Below are 14,799 nucleotides of genomic sequence, written 5' to 3' on the forward strand. Positions count from 1 at the left end.
GATGGCGGTGTTTCATCGGGGCGCGGCGTTGACCGCGAGTCGGGTTGGTGGCCGTGCATGTGGCGAGTCTGCTGACCGATCCGTGGGCGCAGTTACGGCTGGTGGATGTGGTGGTGCCGTTCGGCGGGGTGTATCGGCCGGTGTGGGTGGGGTTCGGCACGCTGGCCGTGGATCTGCTCGCCGCGGTGACGGTGTCGGGTCTGCTGCGGCATCGGATCGGCCCGAAGGCGTTTCGTGCGGTGCACTGGGCGACGTATGTGCTGTGGCCGATGACGCTGATCCATGTGCTCGGGGCCGGGACCGACACGTTCCGGCCATGGCTGGTGGCGGTGCTGGTGAGCTGTGCCGTCGCGGTGGTGGCCGCGGTGGGCTGGCGGATCAGCCGGGAATTCACCGAGATCGGTGCACCGGCCGGGCAGGTGGCCCGATGACCGTCGTCGAATCTGGGGGTCGCCGCGCGGTGGCGGTGCGCAGGCTGCTGGCCGCGCTGACTGCTGACCTGGCCGCTCACGAGGCCACGCATGGCCGGTTGCCCGCTGTCACACGGGAGTTGATCGATGCGGTGGCGGCTTCGGGGCTGCGCGGGCGTGGCGGCGCTGGGTTCCCAGTGGCGCGCAAGCTGGCGGCGGTGGCCGGTGGGCGTCGCCCGATCGTGGTCGCCAATGGTGCGGAGGGGGAGCCCGACAGTCACAAGGATGCCGTATTGCTCACTCGCGCACCGCATCTGGTGCTGGACGGCCTGGTCGCGGCGGCGGCCGCGGTCGGGAGCCGGGACTGCCGGGTCCATGCCTCGGAGGCGGTGCTGGAACCGCTGCGACGGGCACTGGTGGAACGGCGGACGGCCGGGTACCGCGAACCGGCGATCGAACTGACCGCCGCCGCCGAGACTTTCCTGGCGGGGGAGAAGTCGGCGGTCGTGAATCGTCTCTCCGGACGCGCGGCGCTCCCGGCCGATCAGGTCGTCTCCACGTCCCGCTCGGGTGTGGGTGGTCGCCCGACGCTGGTCCACAATGTCGAGACGCTGGCCCAGCTGGCGTTGATCGCCCGGCACGGCCCGTCGTGGTTCCGTTCGGTCGGTGTCCGGGATGAGCCGGGCACGATGCTGATCAGCTTGTCGGGCACCAGAATCGCCGGTGTTTTCGAGGTTGCGGCCGGTGCCGGGCTGCCGGAGGTGGTCGCCGGTCTGGGCGGCACCGACCCGGCCCGTGTGCACGCGGTGCTGATCGGCGGCTGGCATGGCACCTGGATTTCCGGCTCGACCCTGCCCGGAGCCGCGTTGTCGGCGCAGGGTTTACGGCATCTGCGTGCAGTCCCGGGCGCCGGGGTGGTGCGGGTGCTGCCTCACGGTGCGTGCGGGTTGCGTGTCACCGCCGAGATCACCGCCTATCTCGCCGCACAGAGTGCCGGGCAGTGCGGTCCGTGCCGCAATGGGTTGCCCACCCTCGCAACCCGATTCGAGCAGCTGGTCGACGGAGTCGGCGATCCCGCCGAGATCGCCCGGGTGGCCCGGCTGGTCGAGGGCAGGGGAGCCTGCCACCACCCCGACGGGACCGCGCGAATGGTGAAGTCCGCGCTGGAGGTGTTCGCCGACGAGGTGGCTCGGCATCAGCACGGCCACTGTGTAGTGGCTGCGCCGGCGCGGACAGGAGCATTGCGATGAGCGAACCGCTTCGCCTGCACATCGATTGGACCCGCTGCGACGGCCGGGGCGTGTGCAGTGAACTGCTGCCCGGCACCTTCGCCCGCGACGACTGGGGATTCCCGCTGACCCGCGATCACCGCGACCCGGTGCTGGAGCGCGCGGATCTGCCCGCCGCACGGGATGCGGTGCGGCTGTGCCCGCGCCTCGCTCTACGGTTGCTGCCGCTGGCATGATCGGGGGTCGACAGCGTCGGAAGGGGAGAGCATGGCGACGGCGATGATGGGCCGAATTCAGCGGCTGCGCAGTCTCATCGAGCATCCGCGCACCGGGCAGGCGGAGCGGGCGGCCGCGCAGCGCATGCTGGACCGGTTGCTGAGCAAGACCGGCGGGGGAGCGCGCCGCACCGGCGACCGCAGCTACGGTGCGCGCCACGATCGTCCCGGCCGGCACGCGAGCCTGTCCCGCATCGCCGACATGATCGGTGAGGACATCGCCCTGGCCCGCATCCTCACCCTTCCCGAAGGCGATGGCGACCTCGCCACCCGCAGCGCCCTGCGCGACGCCCCCGAACAGCTCACGTATACCGTCGAAACCCCTTATGACGCGGGCATTCTCATCACGGTCGGCAACATCCCGCCCGGGTGGGCCACCGACCCCGACGGCTTCGACACTCCAGCGCTGCGTGCGCTGGTCGAGGAACTGACCGAGCTGATGAACGCCTACAACCACGACGGCGCCGACATCGCCCGCCGCTTCCTCGGCCGCGTCCGCACCGAGACGTCCACCGGCTAGCATCCCGACACGCACGATGCCCCCGAACCGGGTCGGTTCGGGGGCATCGTGCTACTGGTTCAGACGGTTGTCGTCACGCCAGGTCGAAGCGGTCGAGCTCCATGACCTTGGTCCAGGCGGCCACGAAGTCGTTGACGAACTTCTGCTTGGAGTCGTCCTCGGCGTACACCTCGGCCAGGGCCCGCAGCTGCGAGTTGGAGCCGAACACCAGGTCAACGCGCGAACCGGTCCACACGGTCTTGCCGGTGGCGCGGTCCTTGCCCTCGTAGGTGCCGTCGTCGGCGGACGACGGGCCCCACTTGGTGGACATGTCGAGCAGGTTCACGAAGAAGTCCGTGGTGAGCGCACCCGGCTTGTCGGTGAACACACCCAGCTGCGAACCCTGGTAGTTCGCACCCAGCACGCGCAGACCACCGACGAGCACGGTCATCTCCGGCGCCGACAGGGTCAGCAGGTTGGCCTTGTCCAGCAGCAGGTACTCCGCCGGGATGCGGGTGCCCTTGCCGACGTAGTTGCGGAAACCATCGGCGGCCGGCTCGAGCGCGGAGAAGGACTCCACGTCGGTCAGCTCCTGGGTGGCGTCGCCGCGGCCCGCACGGAACGGCACCTCGACATCGAAGCCGGCGGCCTTGGCGCCCTGCTCGACGCCGACGTTACCGGCCAGCACCACCAGGTCGGCGAAGGAGACCGGCTTGCCGAAGGACTCCTGGATGCCCTCGAGCACCCGGATGACCTGCGCCAGCTCGTCGGGCTGGTTGACCTCCCACCCGGCCTGCGGCTGCAGGCGGATGCGGCCGCCGTTGACGCCGCCGCGCATGTCCGAGCCGCGGAACGACGAGGCCGCCGCCCACGCGGTCGACACCAGCTGCGCCACGGTCAGACCCGACTCCGCGATCTTGGCCTTCAGCGCCGCGACGTCGGCGGCGTCGATGAGCTCGTGCTCGACGGCCGGGATCGGGTCCTGCCACAGCAGGGTCTCTTCGGGTACCTCGGGGCCCAGGTAGCGGACCTTGGGACCCATGTCGCGGTGGATCAGCTTGTACCAGGCCTTGGCGAACTCCTCGGCCAGCTCTTCGGGGTGGTCGAGCCAGCGGCGGGTGATCTGCTCGTAGACCGGGTCGAACCGCAGCGACAGGTCGGTGGTCAGCATGGTCGGCAGGTGCTTCTTGGACCCGTCGAACGCGTCGGGGATGATCTCCTGGGCGTTCTTGGCGACATACTGGTGCGCACCGGCGGGCGACTCGGACAGCTCCCACTCGTAGCCGTAGAGGGTCTCCAGGAAGGAGTTGTCCCACTTGGTCGGGGTGGGGGTCCAGGTGACCTCGATGCCGGAGGTGATGGCGTCCTTGCCGACACCGGTACCGAAGGTGGACCTCCAGCCCAGGCCCTGCTCCTCGAGCGGGGCGGCCTCGGGCTCGGGGCCGACATTGTCGGCCGGGCCCGCACCGTGGGTCTTACCGAAGGTGTGGCCACCCACGATCAGCGCCGCGGTCTCGACGTCGTTCATGGCCATCCGGCGGAATGTCTCGCGGATGTCCACGGCCGCGGCCAGCGGATCCGGGTTGCCGTTGGGGCCTTCCGGGTTGACGTAGATCAGACCCATCTGGACCGCGGCCAGCGGGTTCTCGAGGTCACGCTCGCCGGTGTAGCGGGCGTCGCCGAGCCACTCGGTCTCCGGACCCCAGTACACGTCCTGCTCGGGCTCCCACTGATCGACGCGGCCGCCGCCGAAGCCGAACGTCTGGAAGCCCATGTCCTCGAGGGCGACATTGCCGGCGTAGACGATGAGGTCGGCCCACGACAGCTTCTTGCCGTACTTCTTCTTCACCGGCCACAGCAGACGCCGCGCCTTGTCGAGGGAGGCGTTGTCGGGCCACGAGTTCAGCGGAGCGAAACGCTGCATACCGGCACCGGCTCCACCGCGGCCGTCGTTGATGCGGTAGGTGCCCGCGGCGTGCCAGGACATGCGGATGAAGAACGGGCCGTAGTGGCCGAAATCGGCCGGCCACCAGTCCTGCGAGGTGCGCATGACCTCGACGATGTCCTGCTTGACCGCGGCCAGGTCCAGGGTCTTGAACTCGGCGGCGTAGTCGTAACCCTCGTCCATGGGGTTGGCGACGGCCGGGTTCTTCTGCAGGATGCTCAGGTTCAGCTGGTTGGGCCACCACTGACGGTTGGCGTTACCGCCCTCGGCCGGGTCGTTGAGCCGGCCGTGTACGACGGGGCAGCCACCGGCGGGTTCGGTATTGGCTTCACCGATGGGCGGGTGTTCTTCAGGCACGGTGTGTCCTTTCAGTGAGTGATCATCTGCGTGATCATCTTGCTGTCGGCCACGATTGTGGCCGCTACTTGTCTTGTGTCGCAGTAGTTTTCGAGCATTCGGGGCACAGGCCCCAGTAGATGACCTCGGCCTCGTCGAGCGCGAAACCGTTGTCGTCGGACGCGGTCAGGCAGGGCGCGTCGCCCACGGCGCAGTCGACATCGGCGATCACGCCGCACGACCGGCACACCACGTGGTGATGGTTGTCCCCGACGCGCGTCTCGTACAGCGCCACGGATCCCATCGGCTGAATGCGGCGAATCAGCCCCGCACTGGTCAGAGCCTTCAACACGTCGTACACCGCCTGATGTGAAACCCCGCCCAGCGTCTCGCGCACGAACCCCAGGATCGAGTCCGTATCCGAGTGCGGGTGAGTGTGCACTGCGGTCAGCACCGCCAGTCGCGGTGCGGTCACACGCAAAGCGGCCCCGCGCAACATGCGCTCGAAATCCGTAGGCGTGGGCACAACCCGAAGTCTGCCCCTTTTTCTGGAATCAATCAAGTCTTTGGGCCGGATCGGCGCCCAAAAAAATGATCACCCGGCGGCGGACGGCGACACCACCACCGGCGACGACTGCATGAAGAGATGTTCGATGACGATCACGACGGCATCGCGGCGGAATCGGTGGCGATCTGCACGTTCGAAGATCGTGGAGCGTGCTCGAGACCCCAGGTGCCCGCAGCAGTGCCGGCGACGGTGGGGAGGCATCGCGATCTGCATTACTTGACATAATGTTGATTATCGGCGCGGTTACGGTATAGTAGTTGATCTTGAAACTTGCAGTGTGGCCACGCTGTTGTTCGATCCGGAAAAGGTAGTCCGGCGCAGGTGCGTGTGCTCTTGATTCGGTCGATAAGAACCGGGAAAACCTGCGTGCGCGGCGCATTATTCACCGGCGTCTGCATAGTTATGCGATGATTGGTTATGTCACTGTGACGGATGTGTCAGGTGATGTTTGTGGGACTGTCGATGCATACGTGAACAAATATCCGGGCGCGCGTTGTGTGTGCCGAGGCTCGCGCGTCAACGAGCCCACTGCGGCGATGAGTGTGGCGTGGGGAAAGGTGTCGGTCGGGGCTGGCCGCGCCGGTTGGTCTCTGGGTCGACCTCGGGCGTCTTCTCCCCTCCCCGCCAGCCCCATCTCATTACGTCACAGTGACGAACCGATGGCCGGATCCGGGTGGAATTGATGTTGGTCCCAAGGAACCGGTGCCGTCGTTTGGGTGGGGTGTTTCGCGGAATCCGCCGTCCCGGTTCACAGCGTTGCGCTCTGGTGGTCTGCCGCCTCGACGTCGCGTTACGTGCGCACTTCATCTCCTTGTGCGTTTACACAACGCAGGTTCGCCGGTTTGTTGCGGATCGATGCTGGCGAGCGAGGTGTGACCCACGCATCATTGCTGTTGGGCTGACCAGGAGCACAGCCGATGAACACACAGCACATCGACTACGACATCGCCGACGGAGCCGACGTCCTCATCGTGGGCGCCGGCGCATCCGGCGGGGTGGCAGCACTGGAGTTGGCCGGCAGAGGCCTCGAGGTCGTGTGTCTGGAGCAGGGAGAATGGAACCTGCCCGACGACTTCACCGGCGACAAACCGTCGTGGGAGCTCACCCGTCTGAAGCAGTGGAACTCCAGCCCGAATGTGCGTCAGAACCCGGCCGACTATCCGGTCGATGCCACCGAGAGCCCGGTCGAACCGCTGATGTTCAACGGGGTCGGCGGCAGCACGATCCTGTTCTCCGGGCACTGGGTTCGGGCGATGCCGTCGGACTTCCGCGTCAAGACACTCGACGGCGTGGCCGAGGACTGGCCGTTCACCTATGAGGATCTGCGACCGTTCTACGACGAGGTCACCTACCATATCGGCGCGTCTGGGCTGGAAGGCGACCCCGCTTATCCGGATCCGCACACCTTTCCGCTGCCGCCGCTGCCGATCGGCAAGTACGGGCTGGTCGCGGCCAAAGGGATGGACAAGCTGGGCTGGCACTGGTGGCCGGCACCGAATGCCATCGCGTCGCGCGACTTCAGGAACCGCCCGGCCTGTCTGCGCTACGGCGCGTGTGAATCCGGATGTCCGACCGGAGCCAAGGCCAGCACCGACCTCACACACTGGCGTGACGCGATCGCGCTGGGTGCGGTGCTGATCACCGGTGCCCGGGTCAGCCGGCTCACCGTGAACGACCGCGGCCTGGTCACCGGCGCCGAGTACATCGACCGCGGCGGGAACCTGCGACACCTGGCGGCCCGGGTGACCGTGATGGCCGCGAACGGTGTAGGCACACCGCGCCTGCTGCTGAACTCGACCTCGTCGCTTTTCCCCGACGGCCTCGCCAACTCCTCCGGGCTGGTGGGCAAGCGTCTGATGACGCACCCGTACGCCTCGGTATTCGGCGCCTACGACGAAGAGCTCGAAACCTGGCTCGGCCCAGCAGGACAGGCGCTGCAGTCGATGCAGTTCTACGAGACCGACACCGACCGCGGTTTCGTGCGGGGAGCGAAGTGGAACCTGATGCCGACCGGTGGCCCGCTCGCCCACGCCCTGTGGGAGCGGGGCCAGGACTGGCGTGGGAGTTTCGGACCCGCCTTCCACAGCCGCCTCGAGCGCACGTTCGGGCGCTACACCGAATGGGGGATCACCACCGAGGACCTGCCCGACGAGCACAACGCGGTCGTGCTGGCCCCGGACGTCACGGACTCCGACGGGATCCCGGCCGCGAAAATCTGCTACACCATCGGTGAGAACTGTGAGCGAATGCTCGAATTCAACGTGGAGCGGGCGATCGAGGCGCATCAGGCGGCCGGGGCTGTCGAAGTCCACCCGATCCCAGTGGTACGCCACAGCGCCTGGCATCTGCTCGGCACGGCCACCATGGGCACCGACCCCGCCACCTCCGTCGTCGATCAGTGGGGTCGGGCACACGATGTACCCAACTTGTTCGTCATCGACGGCAGCGTCTTCGTCACCTCCACGGGCGTGAACCCGACCGCGACCATCATGGCGATTGCTCTGCGCTCGATGCGGCACCTCGCCGAAACCCACCACAGCATCCAGACCGCGTTCTAAGGACAGCATGATGCTCGATTCCGACCAGCGCCGCACCTTCGCACTTCTCGCCGACACATTGATTCCCGCGTCCGGTTCCATGCCCTCGGCGAGCGCTGCCGGAGTACCCGACGCGCTGCTCGACCAAGTTCTCGGCTACCGGCCTGATATCGCAGAGGCATTCGCCGCCGCCGTCGCCTCGTGCACCGGCAAGGACCCCGAAGCCGCTCTCGATGAGCTCGCCGCGCACCGGCCCGACCAGTTCGAGGCGCTGACGGTGCTGACGGCAGGCGCGTACTTCCTCAGTCCCGCCGTGAAGGCCGCGATGCCCTATGCCGCGGCACCGCGTCCGGCCCGCGACGACATGGATTCCTACGTCGATCTTCTCGCCGACGTTGTCGAGCGCGGCTTCGTCATCCGCTGATCGAGCCTGTCGCGGCCGAAACCGCGATCTCCCAACCTGCCCGGGGTCCTGCGAAAGGCGACACCAGTGAGTGAAAATCACAGCGGGCGTGAAGAATTTGTTTCCACCATCGAATCGGCCACCATCCAACCGATCCCGGCCGACCAGCGCCACGGGCGCAACCGGGACATGTTCACGATCTGGTTCGGAACCAACATCATGATCCTGGCGATCGTCACCGGGGCGTTGTCGACGACCCGCTTCGGGCAGCCCGCCTGGTCGGCCGCGCTGGCGATCATCGCAGGAAATCTCTTCGGTGCGATCTTCATGGCGCTGCACTCTGCTCAGGGGCCGCGGCTGGGTGTTCCACAGATGGTGCAGACCAAGGGCCAATTCGGTTCGCTGGGATCGATTCTCATCGTCGGCGTCGTCGTCTGCATGTACCTCGGGTTCTTCGTCTCGATTCTTGTCTTCGGCGGGCAGTCCCTCGCGTCAGCGATACCCTTCCTGAGCGATAGGGCCGGCATCGTGGTGCTCGCGGCGATCAGCGTCTGCGCGGCCATCTGGGGTTACACCCTGATCCACGCCTACGCGCGCATCATGACGTGGGCGTCGGGGCTGGTGCTGCTGATGGCGTTCGCCTGGGCGTTCATTGTCCACTCGGTGCCCGCTCACTTCTTCAGCACGGGCATCGCGACGCCGGCCGGCTTCCTGAGCACCTTCGGGGTGTGTGCGGTGTGGCAGATCGCCTATGCCCCATACGTTTCCGACTATTCGCGCTACCTGCCGGCAAAGACGGGCTCGAGGCCGGCATTCTGGATGAGCTACTGGGGCACCTGCATCGGCTCGATCCTGCCGATGTTCCTCGGGGCAGGCATCGGATTGCTGCTGCCCCACACCGACCCGGTTGTCGCCCTGACCCAGGCCACCGCAGGGATCAGCGTCGTGGTGGTCGTGGTCTTCAGCATCGGAGTCGCCGCTACGAACGCGATGAACCTGTACTGCGGCACGCTGTGCACGATCACGATTGCGCAGACGATCTTTCCGCGCTTCAATCCACGCGGCCGCGAACGTGCTCTGGTCGCCACCGGACTGGGCGCGCTGGGCTCGACTATCGCGCTCACCGCGGGCAGCGACTTCGTCGCCACCTACAAGAACTTCCTGGTTCTGCTGCTGGGTTCGCTGGTCCCGTGGACCGCCGTGAATCTGGTGGACTACTACCTGGTCCGGCATGGGGACTACGTCGTCGAAGATTTCTACAAGCGCGACGGCGGCCGCTACGGCCGGGTGAACTGGCCCGCGGTCAGCTGTTACCTCATCGGCGTCGCTGTACAACTCCCGTTCATGATCATCGGAACCGCTTTCATCGGACCGATCGCCAAAATGCTTGGTAACACGGACATCTCGTTCATCGTCGGATTGGCTGTCGTTTCACTGCTCTACTACTTCACAGCCACAGCTCTTGCCCGCCGCAGGAATCGTTCCACCGCACTTGACGCCTCGGCGACGCGACCGAAACGAAGAACCTACCTACAGGCGCCGGACCGGGCGCGGAAAGTACAGGCGAATAATCATGGCATCAACTGAAATTGGGCGATTCACCGTTCGGCGTCCCTCTCCGGATCAGATCCCGGTCGTTGACGTGCCGCCCGCAGGCCACTTCATCGGCGGATCGTTTGTCCGGGGCTCGTCCACGGAAGTCATCGACGTCCTCGATCCGACCACGGAGGAGATCCTCGGATCCGTCCCGGCAGGAACCATCGAAGATGTCGATTCGGCTGTGGAGGCGGCCGTCGAGGCTCAGAGATCGTGGGGCTGCACCACACCGAAGGAACGATCCGAGGTGCTCTCCCGGATCGCGGACATCGTAGAAGCCAACCGCGAAGTACTCGCAGTGCTCGAGTCCGCGAATACCGGCAAACCTCACAGCATCGCCGAGGGCGATGTCGCCAATACCATCGACACGTTCCGGTTCATGGCGGGGGCGGGACGGACGATGACTTCCGTGGCCGGTGGAGACTATGCACGGGGACAGACCTCGGTCATTCTCCGCGAACCGGTGGGAGTGGTCGGGGTGATCACGCCCTGGAACTATCCGCTGCTGATGGCCGCCTGGAAGATCGCCCCCATTCTTGCCGCCGGAAACAGCGTGGTGCTCAAGCCCTCCGAACAGACGCCGCTGTCGATACTGAAACTGGCCGGGCTCATCGCCGGACGCATCCCCGCCGGAACCGTCAATATCGTGACCGGCCTTGGCCGGACTGTAGGACAGCGCCTGGCCGAACATCCCGACATCGCACTTGTCGCGGTGACGGGAAGCGTTCTCAGTGGCCAGGCGGTCGCAGAAGCCGCCGCACGTTCGGTCAAACGCGTCCACCTCGAACTCGGCGGCAAAGCACCCGTCGTCGTCTTCGCCGACGCCGACCTCGGTGCGGCCGCGGCCGGAGTGCGCAACGCCGGATTCTGCAATGCGGGCCAGGACTGCGGCGCAGCCTGCCGGGTGCTGGTGCACGAATCGGTGGCGGACGAGTTCACCCAACTCCTGGTTCGGGAAGTCGGCAGCCTGGTGGTCGGCGCGCCGGCTGCCGGGGACGACGTCGAAATCGGTCCGATGGTTTCCCGCCCGCACTTCGAGCGCGTACGGAACTCGCTGGCCGAGGCGACGGCGGCCGGCCTGCACGCTGCCATCGGCGGCGCGGTCCTGGACGGCCCTGGCTACTTCATCGAACCGACCGTGTTCAGCGGGGTGCCGGCCGGGGCGCCGATCACCCAGCAGGAAATCTTCGGCCCCGTCGTCACGGTCGAAACGTTCAGCACCACCGACGACGCGGTCGCCAGGGCCAACGAGACACCGTATGGACTCTCGGCGTCGGTGTGGACCCGGGACGTGGGCCTCTCGCTCAGCGTGCCCAAGCGGCTCGACTTCGGCACTGTCTGGGTCAACTCGCACCTCGTGTTCGCGTGCGAGGTGCCATGGGGCGGGTTCAAGGGATCGGGCTACGGGCGCGACCTCTCGCTCTACGCGCTCGACGACTTCTCCCGGACCAAACACGTCATGATCAACCACAGCGCATGACCCCGGATACGGGGTGGGAAGTCAATGCGTCGCCGGCCGACGAGACGAACGCCCGAACATCGATCACGTGAACTCAGGATGGTCCTGCCCCTGCTCCAACCCACCTCGCGATCTGAGCCCGCGAGGTGAAACCCAGCTTCGTCAGGATGTGCTCGACGTGCCCCTCCGCAGTGCGCCGTGAGATCATCAATCGGCCCGCGATCGCGCTGTTGGTGAGGCCTTCGGCTACCAGTTCGGCGATCTGCTGCTCACGTTTGGTGAGGATCGACGCTCCGTCGGCGAGCGATGGGGGGTCTTCTTCGAGGCCGAAGGCAGCGGCCATGGCGAAACTCATCGCACCGCCCTTCTCCCGGGCTTTTTCGAATTCTCGTGTTCCGAGAGTCTCCTGTGCGCAGCGCTCGCATGCCTGGTGATAGGTGGCCAGGTTGGGGAACAGGATGGAGGAGCTACCTGCGGCCCGGCCCAGTGCTTCGGCAGCACCCATCAACACAGCGGCGCGGCGGACATCGTCGCGATCTGAAGCGATCCATGCGAGAGCTTCCAGACTGGTCGCAGCGATGAGTGGATCATCGACCGCGCGAGCATGACGAAGGCTCTCCTTCAACAGGTCCGTGGCTCGGTCGAGCGCACCCTGCCTCCAGACGGCCGTACCCATTGCCCACAACAGCCAGGAGCGAAATGACGTCTCTCCTCCGCGAGAGTCCGCGAATGCCAGCGTCTGCTCGTGACAGGCGACCGCGCGCCGGAGATCCCCACTGAGTTGGTATGCCCACCCCAGCATCAGGGAAGAGTCCATTCGCAATACGGGATCACTACAGCCTGTGACCAGTTCTCCGGCCTCCTCCAGGCGGGCGACTGCACGGCCGAGATCGTCGCTGATCAGCGCAGTGTAACCGTCCGCAACTGCCACCCACGTGGCGATCTCCGGGCCGGTCATCTGCCTGGCCAGCCCCCTGAGTTCTGTCACCCGCGCTGTCGCCGCGGCCAGGTCCGCCTGAGCCGCGGCAAGCATCCCGGCCGAGTAGAGCGCCTTGGCGCGATCTCGACTTTGTCCAACGACCGAGTGGGCCAGAGTTCGGTCGAGCCAGCTGCGGCCCTCGGTGATTCGGCCGCCCATGTACCAGAACGAAAACAGAGCTGCTGCGATCCTCATGCCGCCGGCACCGGCCTCGTCGAACTCCATTGCCTTGCGCAGATTCGGCAGTTCCTGCTTCAGGCGAGAATCCCACTCGAGTTGGCGGGGACTGATCCACTCGGCCTCGGCGTCGAACGCCAACCGCTCGTACCAATCCCGATGCCGGCGACCGATCTCCCGGTCCTCACCTGCCTCCTCGAGCGCTCTCCTGCCGTAGTTCTGCACTGTGTCGAGCATCCGAAACCTGACCGCGCCACCGGATTCCTCCCGGATCAGGATCGACTTGTCCACCAACGCGAACAATGCATCGAGCAGGTCGGGGTCGGGTGTGGTGGTGCCGCACACCTGTTCAGCTGCGTCGAGGTCGAAGCTGTGAGCAAAGATCGACAGTCGCGACCACAGCTGCTGTTCGCGTGGTGTGCACAGGTCGTAACTCCAGCCGATGCACCACCACAGAGTCTGCTGGCGCGTCGGGACATCCCGATTGCCCGCTGTGAGCAGGGTGTACCGGTCGTCGAGCCGTCGGAGGATCTGATCGACGGACAGCACGCGCAGCCGGGCCGTGGCCAGCTCGATCGCCAATGGCAGCCCATCCAGCCGGGCGCAAATCCGGGCTACGGCAAGCCGGTTGTCTCGAGTCAGCTCGAACCCGGGTAGTACCGCCGCCGCTCGTTCGACGAACAATTCCACCGCATCGTATCGGGACACTTCTCCCAGCGTGGGCGCACTGGACGGATCCGGAAAACCCAGTGGCGACACCGGCAGCACGGATTCGCCGCCGATTCCGAGGACCTCGCGGCTGGTGGCCAAGATCGACAGGTCCACGCAGGCACGCAGTAGCAACTCCGCGAGGTCCGCGACCGCCTCCACCAGGTGCTCGCAGTTGTCGAGCACCAGCAGAAGTTTGCGTGTCGACAGAAACTCGACCAGTACCTCCCTCGTCGGTCTGCCGGCCAGGTTCCGCACGCCGACGGAAGTAGCCACAATGTCGTCCACCAACTTTCGGTCGTCGATGTCGCCGAACTCGACCAATCTCACCCCGTCTGCGTAACTGCGGCGCACCTTGCTCGCCGCCCGCGCCGCGAGCCGCGTCTTGCCGACCCCACCGATGCCCGTCAGCGTAACCAGACGCGATTCCGACAGCGCCTTCTTCACCTCGGACAGTTGTGCCTTCCGACCGACGAAGCTTGTCAGTTCCAACCGAAGGGCACCCGTATCCCCGCTGCGACGGCACTGTCCCCGCGCCGGTACGTGCGCTTCCTGCACGTTGTCGGGTTCACCGCGGATGGTCATCTCATCGACGGAGTAACCATGGTCGCGCTGGATGCGTTGCAGCTGCTTACCGAAGGCGATAGCGGAGGGGCGCTGCGACGGATCGCGGTCCATCGCGGTCTCGATTGCCGCGCACACATCGTCGGGGATCCCGCCCGTGCGCAGATCCGGCACCGGATCGGTGGTGATCCGGAGAAACTGCGCAACGACCTGTTCCCCACTCCGGCGTTCGAAAGCGGCATGTCCGGTGAGCGCACAGAACAACGTGCTTCCCAGCCCGTACACGTCCGACGCTGGACCGGGCGAATGGCCGTCGAGAACCTCGGGAGCAGCAAAAGCCGGCGACGCCATCACCGTTCCGGCCTTGGTCTCGAATCCGCCGGCGAAACGGGCGACGCCGAAATCGCACAACGCCGGCTCCCCGTATTCGGTGAACAGGATATTCGCCGGTTTGACGTCACGATGCACGATACCGAGCCGGTGCGCCGTCTCGAGCGCCCCGGCCACCTTGATCCCGAGCCGCAGCACCTCCTCCACAGAAAGCGGACCGTCCCTGCGGATCCGGTCCTCGAGGGATCCGCGCTCGTGGCACTGCATCACCAAATACGGTCTCCCAGAAGAGATCTCGCCGATCTGCAAAACCCCGACGATGTTCGGGTGGCCGGTCAGTCGCCCCATCGCGCGTTGCTCCCGCAGAAATCGCGCTCTGCTTTCCTCGTCCGGCTCAGCCGTGGTGAGCACCTTCACCGCGACGACGCGATCCAAGTCGCGCTGGATGCAGCGGCAGACCACGCCGAACCCGCCCCGCCCGATCTCCTCGGCATCCTCGAACCCCACCGAACTCAGCTCCGCGACTGGTGGAGCCGCCATATCCATATCCCGGTGTGTTCTGAGGGGGTCATCCTCGACCATGTGGGTCACCTGCGATTCACGCCCCCCGAAACCCCCATGATAATCCGCTGTGCTGCCGAAGGACCCGATCAGGTGGAGCGCTCAGACGCGTTGTGTGCAGCGGTGAGGTGAATGATCGGGCCGCTGGAGTAGAGGCGGTGTGGTTCCTCCTGCTCCAGCGGCAGCCGGCCTGCTCGCATGTCGCGTACAGGCGGTCCCGGCG

At 66.2% G+C, this 14,799-nt stretch carries 12 protein-coding genes; 8 read left to right on the top strand and 4 right to left on the bottom strand.

Annotated features, from left to right (window positions below):
• The first annotated feature begins 47 nt into the window (after positions 1–47).
• The 4 genes from ACFXHE_RS07015 to ACFXHE_RS07030 are packed head-to-tail and all read left to right on the top strand — an operon-like array spanning position 48 to position 2,434.
• Positions 48–431 (top strand): iron reductase, encoded by a 384-nt coding sequence (locus ACFXHE_RS07015; RefSeq protein WP_379380693.1) that lies wholly within the window; start codon positions 48–50, stop codon positions 429–431.
• Positions 428–1,660, top strand: coding sequence for an NADH-ubiquinone oxidoreductase-F iron-sulfur binding region domain-containing protein (locus ACFXHE_RS07020; RefSeq protein ID WP_379380695.1), 1,233 nt, complete (start codon positions 428–430; stop codon positions 1,658–1,660). The genes ACFXHE_RS07015 and ACFXHE_RS07020 overlap by 4 nt, the downstream gene beginning before the upstream one ends.
• Positions 1,657–1,875 (top strand): ferredoxin, encoded by a 219-nt coding sequence (locus tag ACFXHE_RS07025; RefSeq protein ID WP_379380697.1) that lies wholly within the window; start codon positions 1,657–1,659, stop codon positions 1,873–1,875. The genes ACFXHE_RS07020 and ACFXHE_RS07025 overlap by 4 nt, the downstream gene beginning before the upstream one ends.
• A gap of 31 nt (positions 1,876–1,906) precedes the next feature.
• Positions 1,907–2,434: a hypothetical protein gene (locus tag ACFXHE_RS07030; protein WP_379380699.1), complete on the top strand. Its 528-nt coding sequence runs from the start codon at positions 1,907–1,909 to the stop codon at positions 2,432–2,434.
• 73 nt (positions 2,435–2,507) lie between these two features.
• Here the strand turns inward: ACFXHE_RS07030 and katG are convergent, their stop codons facing one another.
• The 3 genes from katG to ACFXHE_RS07045 all read right to left on the bottom strand — a co-directional run bounded on the left by katG (position 2,508) and on the right by ACFXHE_RS07045 (position 5,475).
• On the bottom strand, positions 2,508–4,715 hold the full coding sequence (gene katG / locus ACFXHE_RS07035; RefSeq protein WP_379380701.1) for a catalase/peroxidase HPI: 2,208 nt from the start codon (positions 4,713–4,715) through the stop codon (positions 2,508–2,510).
• 64 nt (positions 4,716–4,779) lie between these two features.
• Positions 4,780–5,193 carry a Fur family transcriptional regulator gene (locus ACFXHE_RS07040; protein ID WP_379381392.1) on the bottom strand — a complete coding sequence of 138 codons (414 nt, stop codon included), beginning with the start codon at positions 5,191–5,193 and terminating at the stop codon, positions 4,780–4,782.
• 96 nt (positions 5,194–5,289) lie between these two features.
• Positions 5,290–5,475 carry a hypothetical protein gene (locus tag ACFXHE_RS07045; protein ID WP_379380703.1) on the bottom strand — a complete coding sequence of 62 codons (186 nt, stop codon included), beginning with the start codon at positions 5,473–5,475 and terminating at the stop codon, positions 5,290–5,292.
• A 704-nt stretch (positions 5,476–6,179) separates the two neighbouring features.
• On the opposite strand from ACFXHE_RS07045, the gene ACFXHE_RS07050 reads away from it, so the two are divergent.
• The 4 genes from ACFXHE_RS07050 (at position 6,180) to ACFXHE_RS07065 (ending at position 11,278) form a co-directional block, all read left to right on the top strand.
• On the top strand, positions 6,180–7,820 hold the full coding sequence (locus ACFXHE_RS07050; RefSeq protein ID WP_379380705.1) for a GMC family oxidoreductase: 1,641 nt from the start codon (positions 6,180–6,182) through the stop codon (positions 7,818–7,820).
• A gap of 10 nt (positions 7,821–7,830) precedes the next feature.
• Complete coding sequence (locus tag ACFXHE_RS07055) at positions 7,831–8,223, top strand: hypothetical protein (RefSeq protein ID WP_379380707.1); 393 nt, start codon at positions 7,831–7,833, stop codon at positions 8,221–8,223.
• 66 nt (positions 8,224–8,289) lie between these two features.
• Positions 8,290–9,789 carry a purine-cytosine permease family protein gene (locus ACFXHE_RS07060; RefSeq protein WP_379380709.1) on the top strand — a complete coding sequence of 500 codons (1,500 nt, stop codon included), beginning with the start codon at positions 8,290–8,292 and terminating at the stop codon, positions 9,787–9,789.
• 55 nt (positions 9,790–9,844) lie between these two features.
• Positions 9,845–11,278 (top strand): aldehyde dehydrogenase family protein, encoded by a 1,434-nt coding sequence (locus tag ACFXHE_RS07065; protein WP_379380711.1) that lies wholly within the window; start codon positions 9,845–9,847, stop codon positions 11,276–11,278.
• A gap of 73 nt (positions 11,279–11,351) precedes the next feature.
• On the opposite strand, the gene ACFXHE_RS07070 is transcribed toward ACFXHE_RS07065, so the two are convergent.
• The gene (locus tag ACFXHE_RS07070) at positions 11,352–14,597 is read right to left on the bottom strand and encodes a protein kinase (protein WP_379380713.1); all 3,246 of its coding nucleotides are present in this window, start codon (positions 14,595–14,597) and stop codon (positions 11,352–11,354) included.
• Positions 14,598–14,799 lie beyond the last annotated feature (202 nt).

The organism is Nocardia sp. NPDC059229 (assembly GCF_042754165.1).
Lineage (GTDB): Bacteria > Actinomycetota > Actinomycetes > Mycobacteriales > Mycobacteriaceae > Nocardia.

Excerpts from the sequence above, each read along its gene's own strand:
- ACFXHE_RS07030 (WP_379380699.1), top strand. The coding sequence starts at position 1,907 with ATGGCGACGGCGATGATGGGCCGAATTCAGCGGCTGCGCAGTCTCATC.
- ACFXHE_RS07045 (WP_379380703.1), bottom strand. The coding sequence starts at position 5,475 with ATGCAGATCGCGATGCCTCCCCACCGTCGCCGGCACTGCTGCGGGCAC.
- ACFXHE_RS07025 (WP_379380697.1), top strand. The coding sequence starts at position 1,657 with ATGAGCGAACCGCTTCGCCTGCACATCGATTGGACCCGCTGCGACGGC.
- ACFXHE_RS07020 (WP_379380695.1), top strand. The coding sequence starts at position 428 with ATGACCGTCGTCGAATCTGGGGGTCGCCGCGCGGTGGCGGTGCGCAGG.
- ACFXHE_RS07050 (WP_379380705.1), top strand. The coding sequence starts at position 6,180 with ATGAACACACAGCACATCGACTACGACATCGCCGACGGAGCCGACGTC.
- ACFXHE_RS07040 (WP_379381392.1), bottom strand. The coding sequence starts at position 5,193 with ATGTTGCGCGGGGCCGCTTTGCGTGTGACCGCACCGCGACTGGCGGTG.
- ACFXHE_RS07055 (WP_379380707.1), top strand. The coding sequence starts at position 7,831 with ATGCTCGATTCCGACCAGCGCCGCACCTTCGCACTTCTCGCCGACACA.
- ACFXHE_RS07070 (WP_379380713.1), bottom strand. The coding sequence starts at position 14,597 with ATGGTCGAGGATGACCCCCTCAGAACACACCGGGATATGGATATGGCG.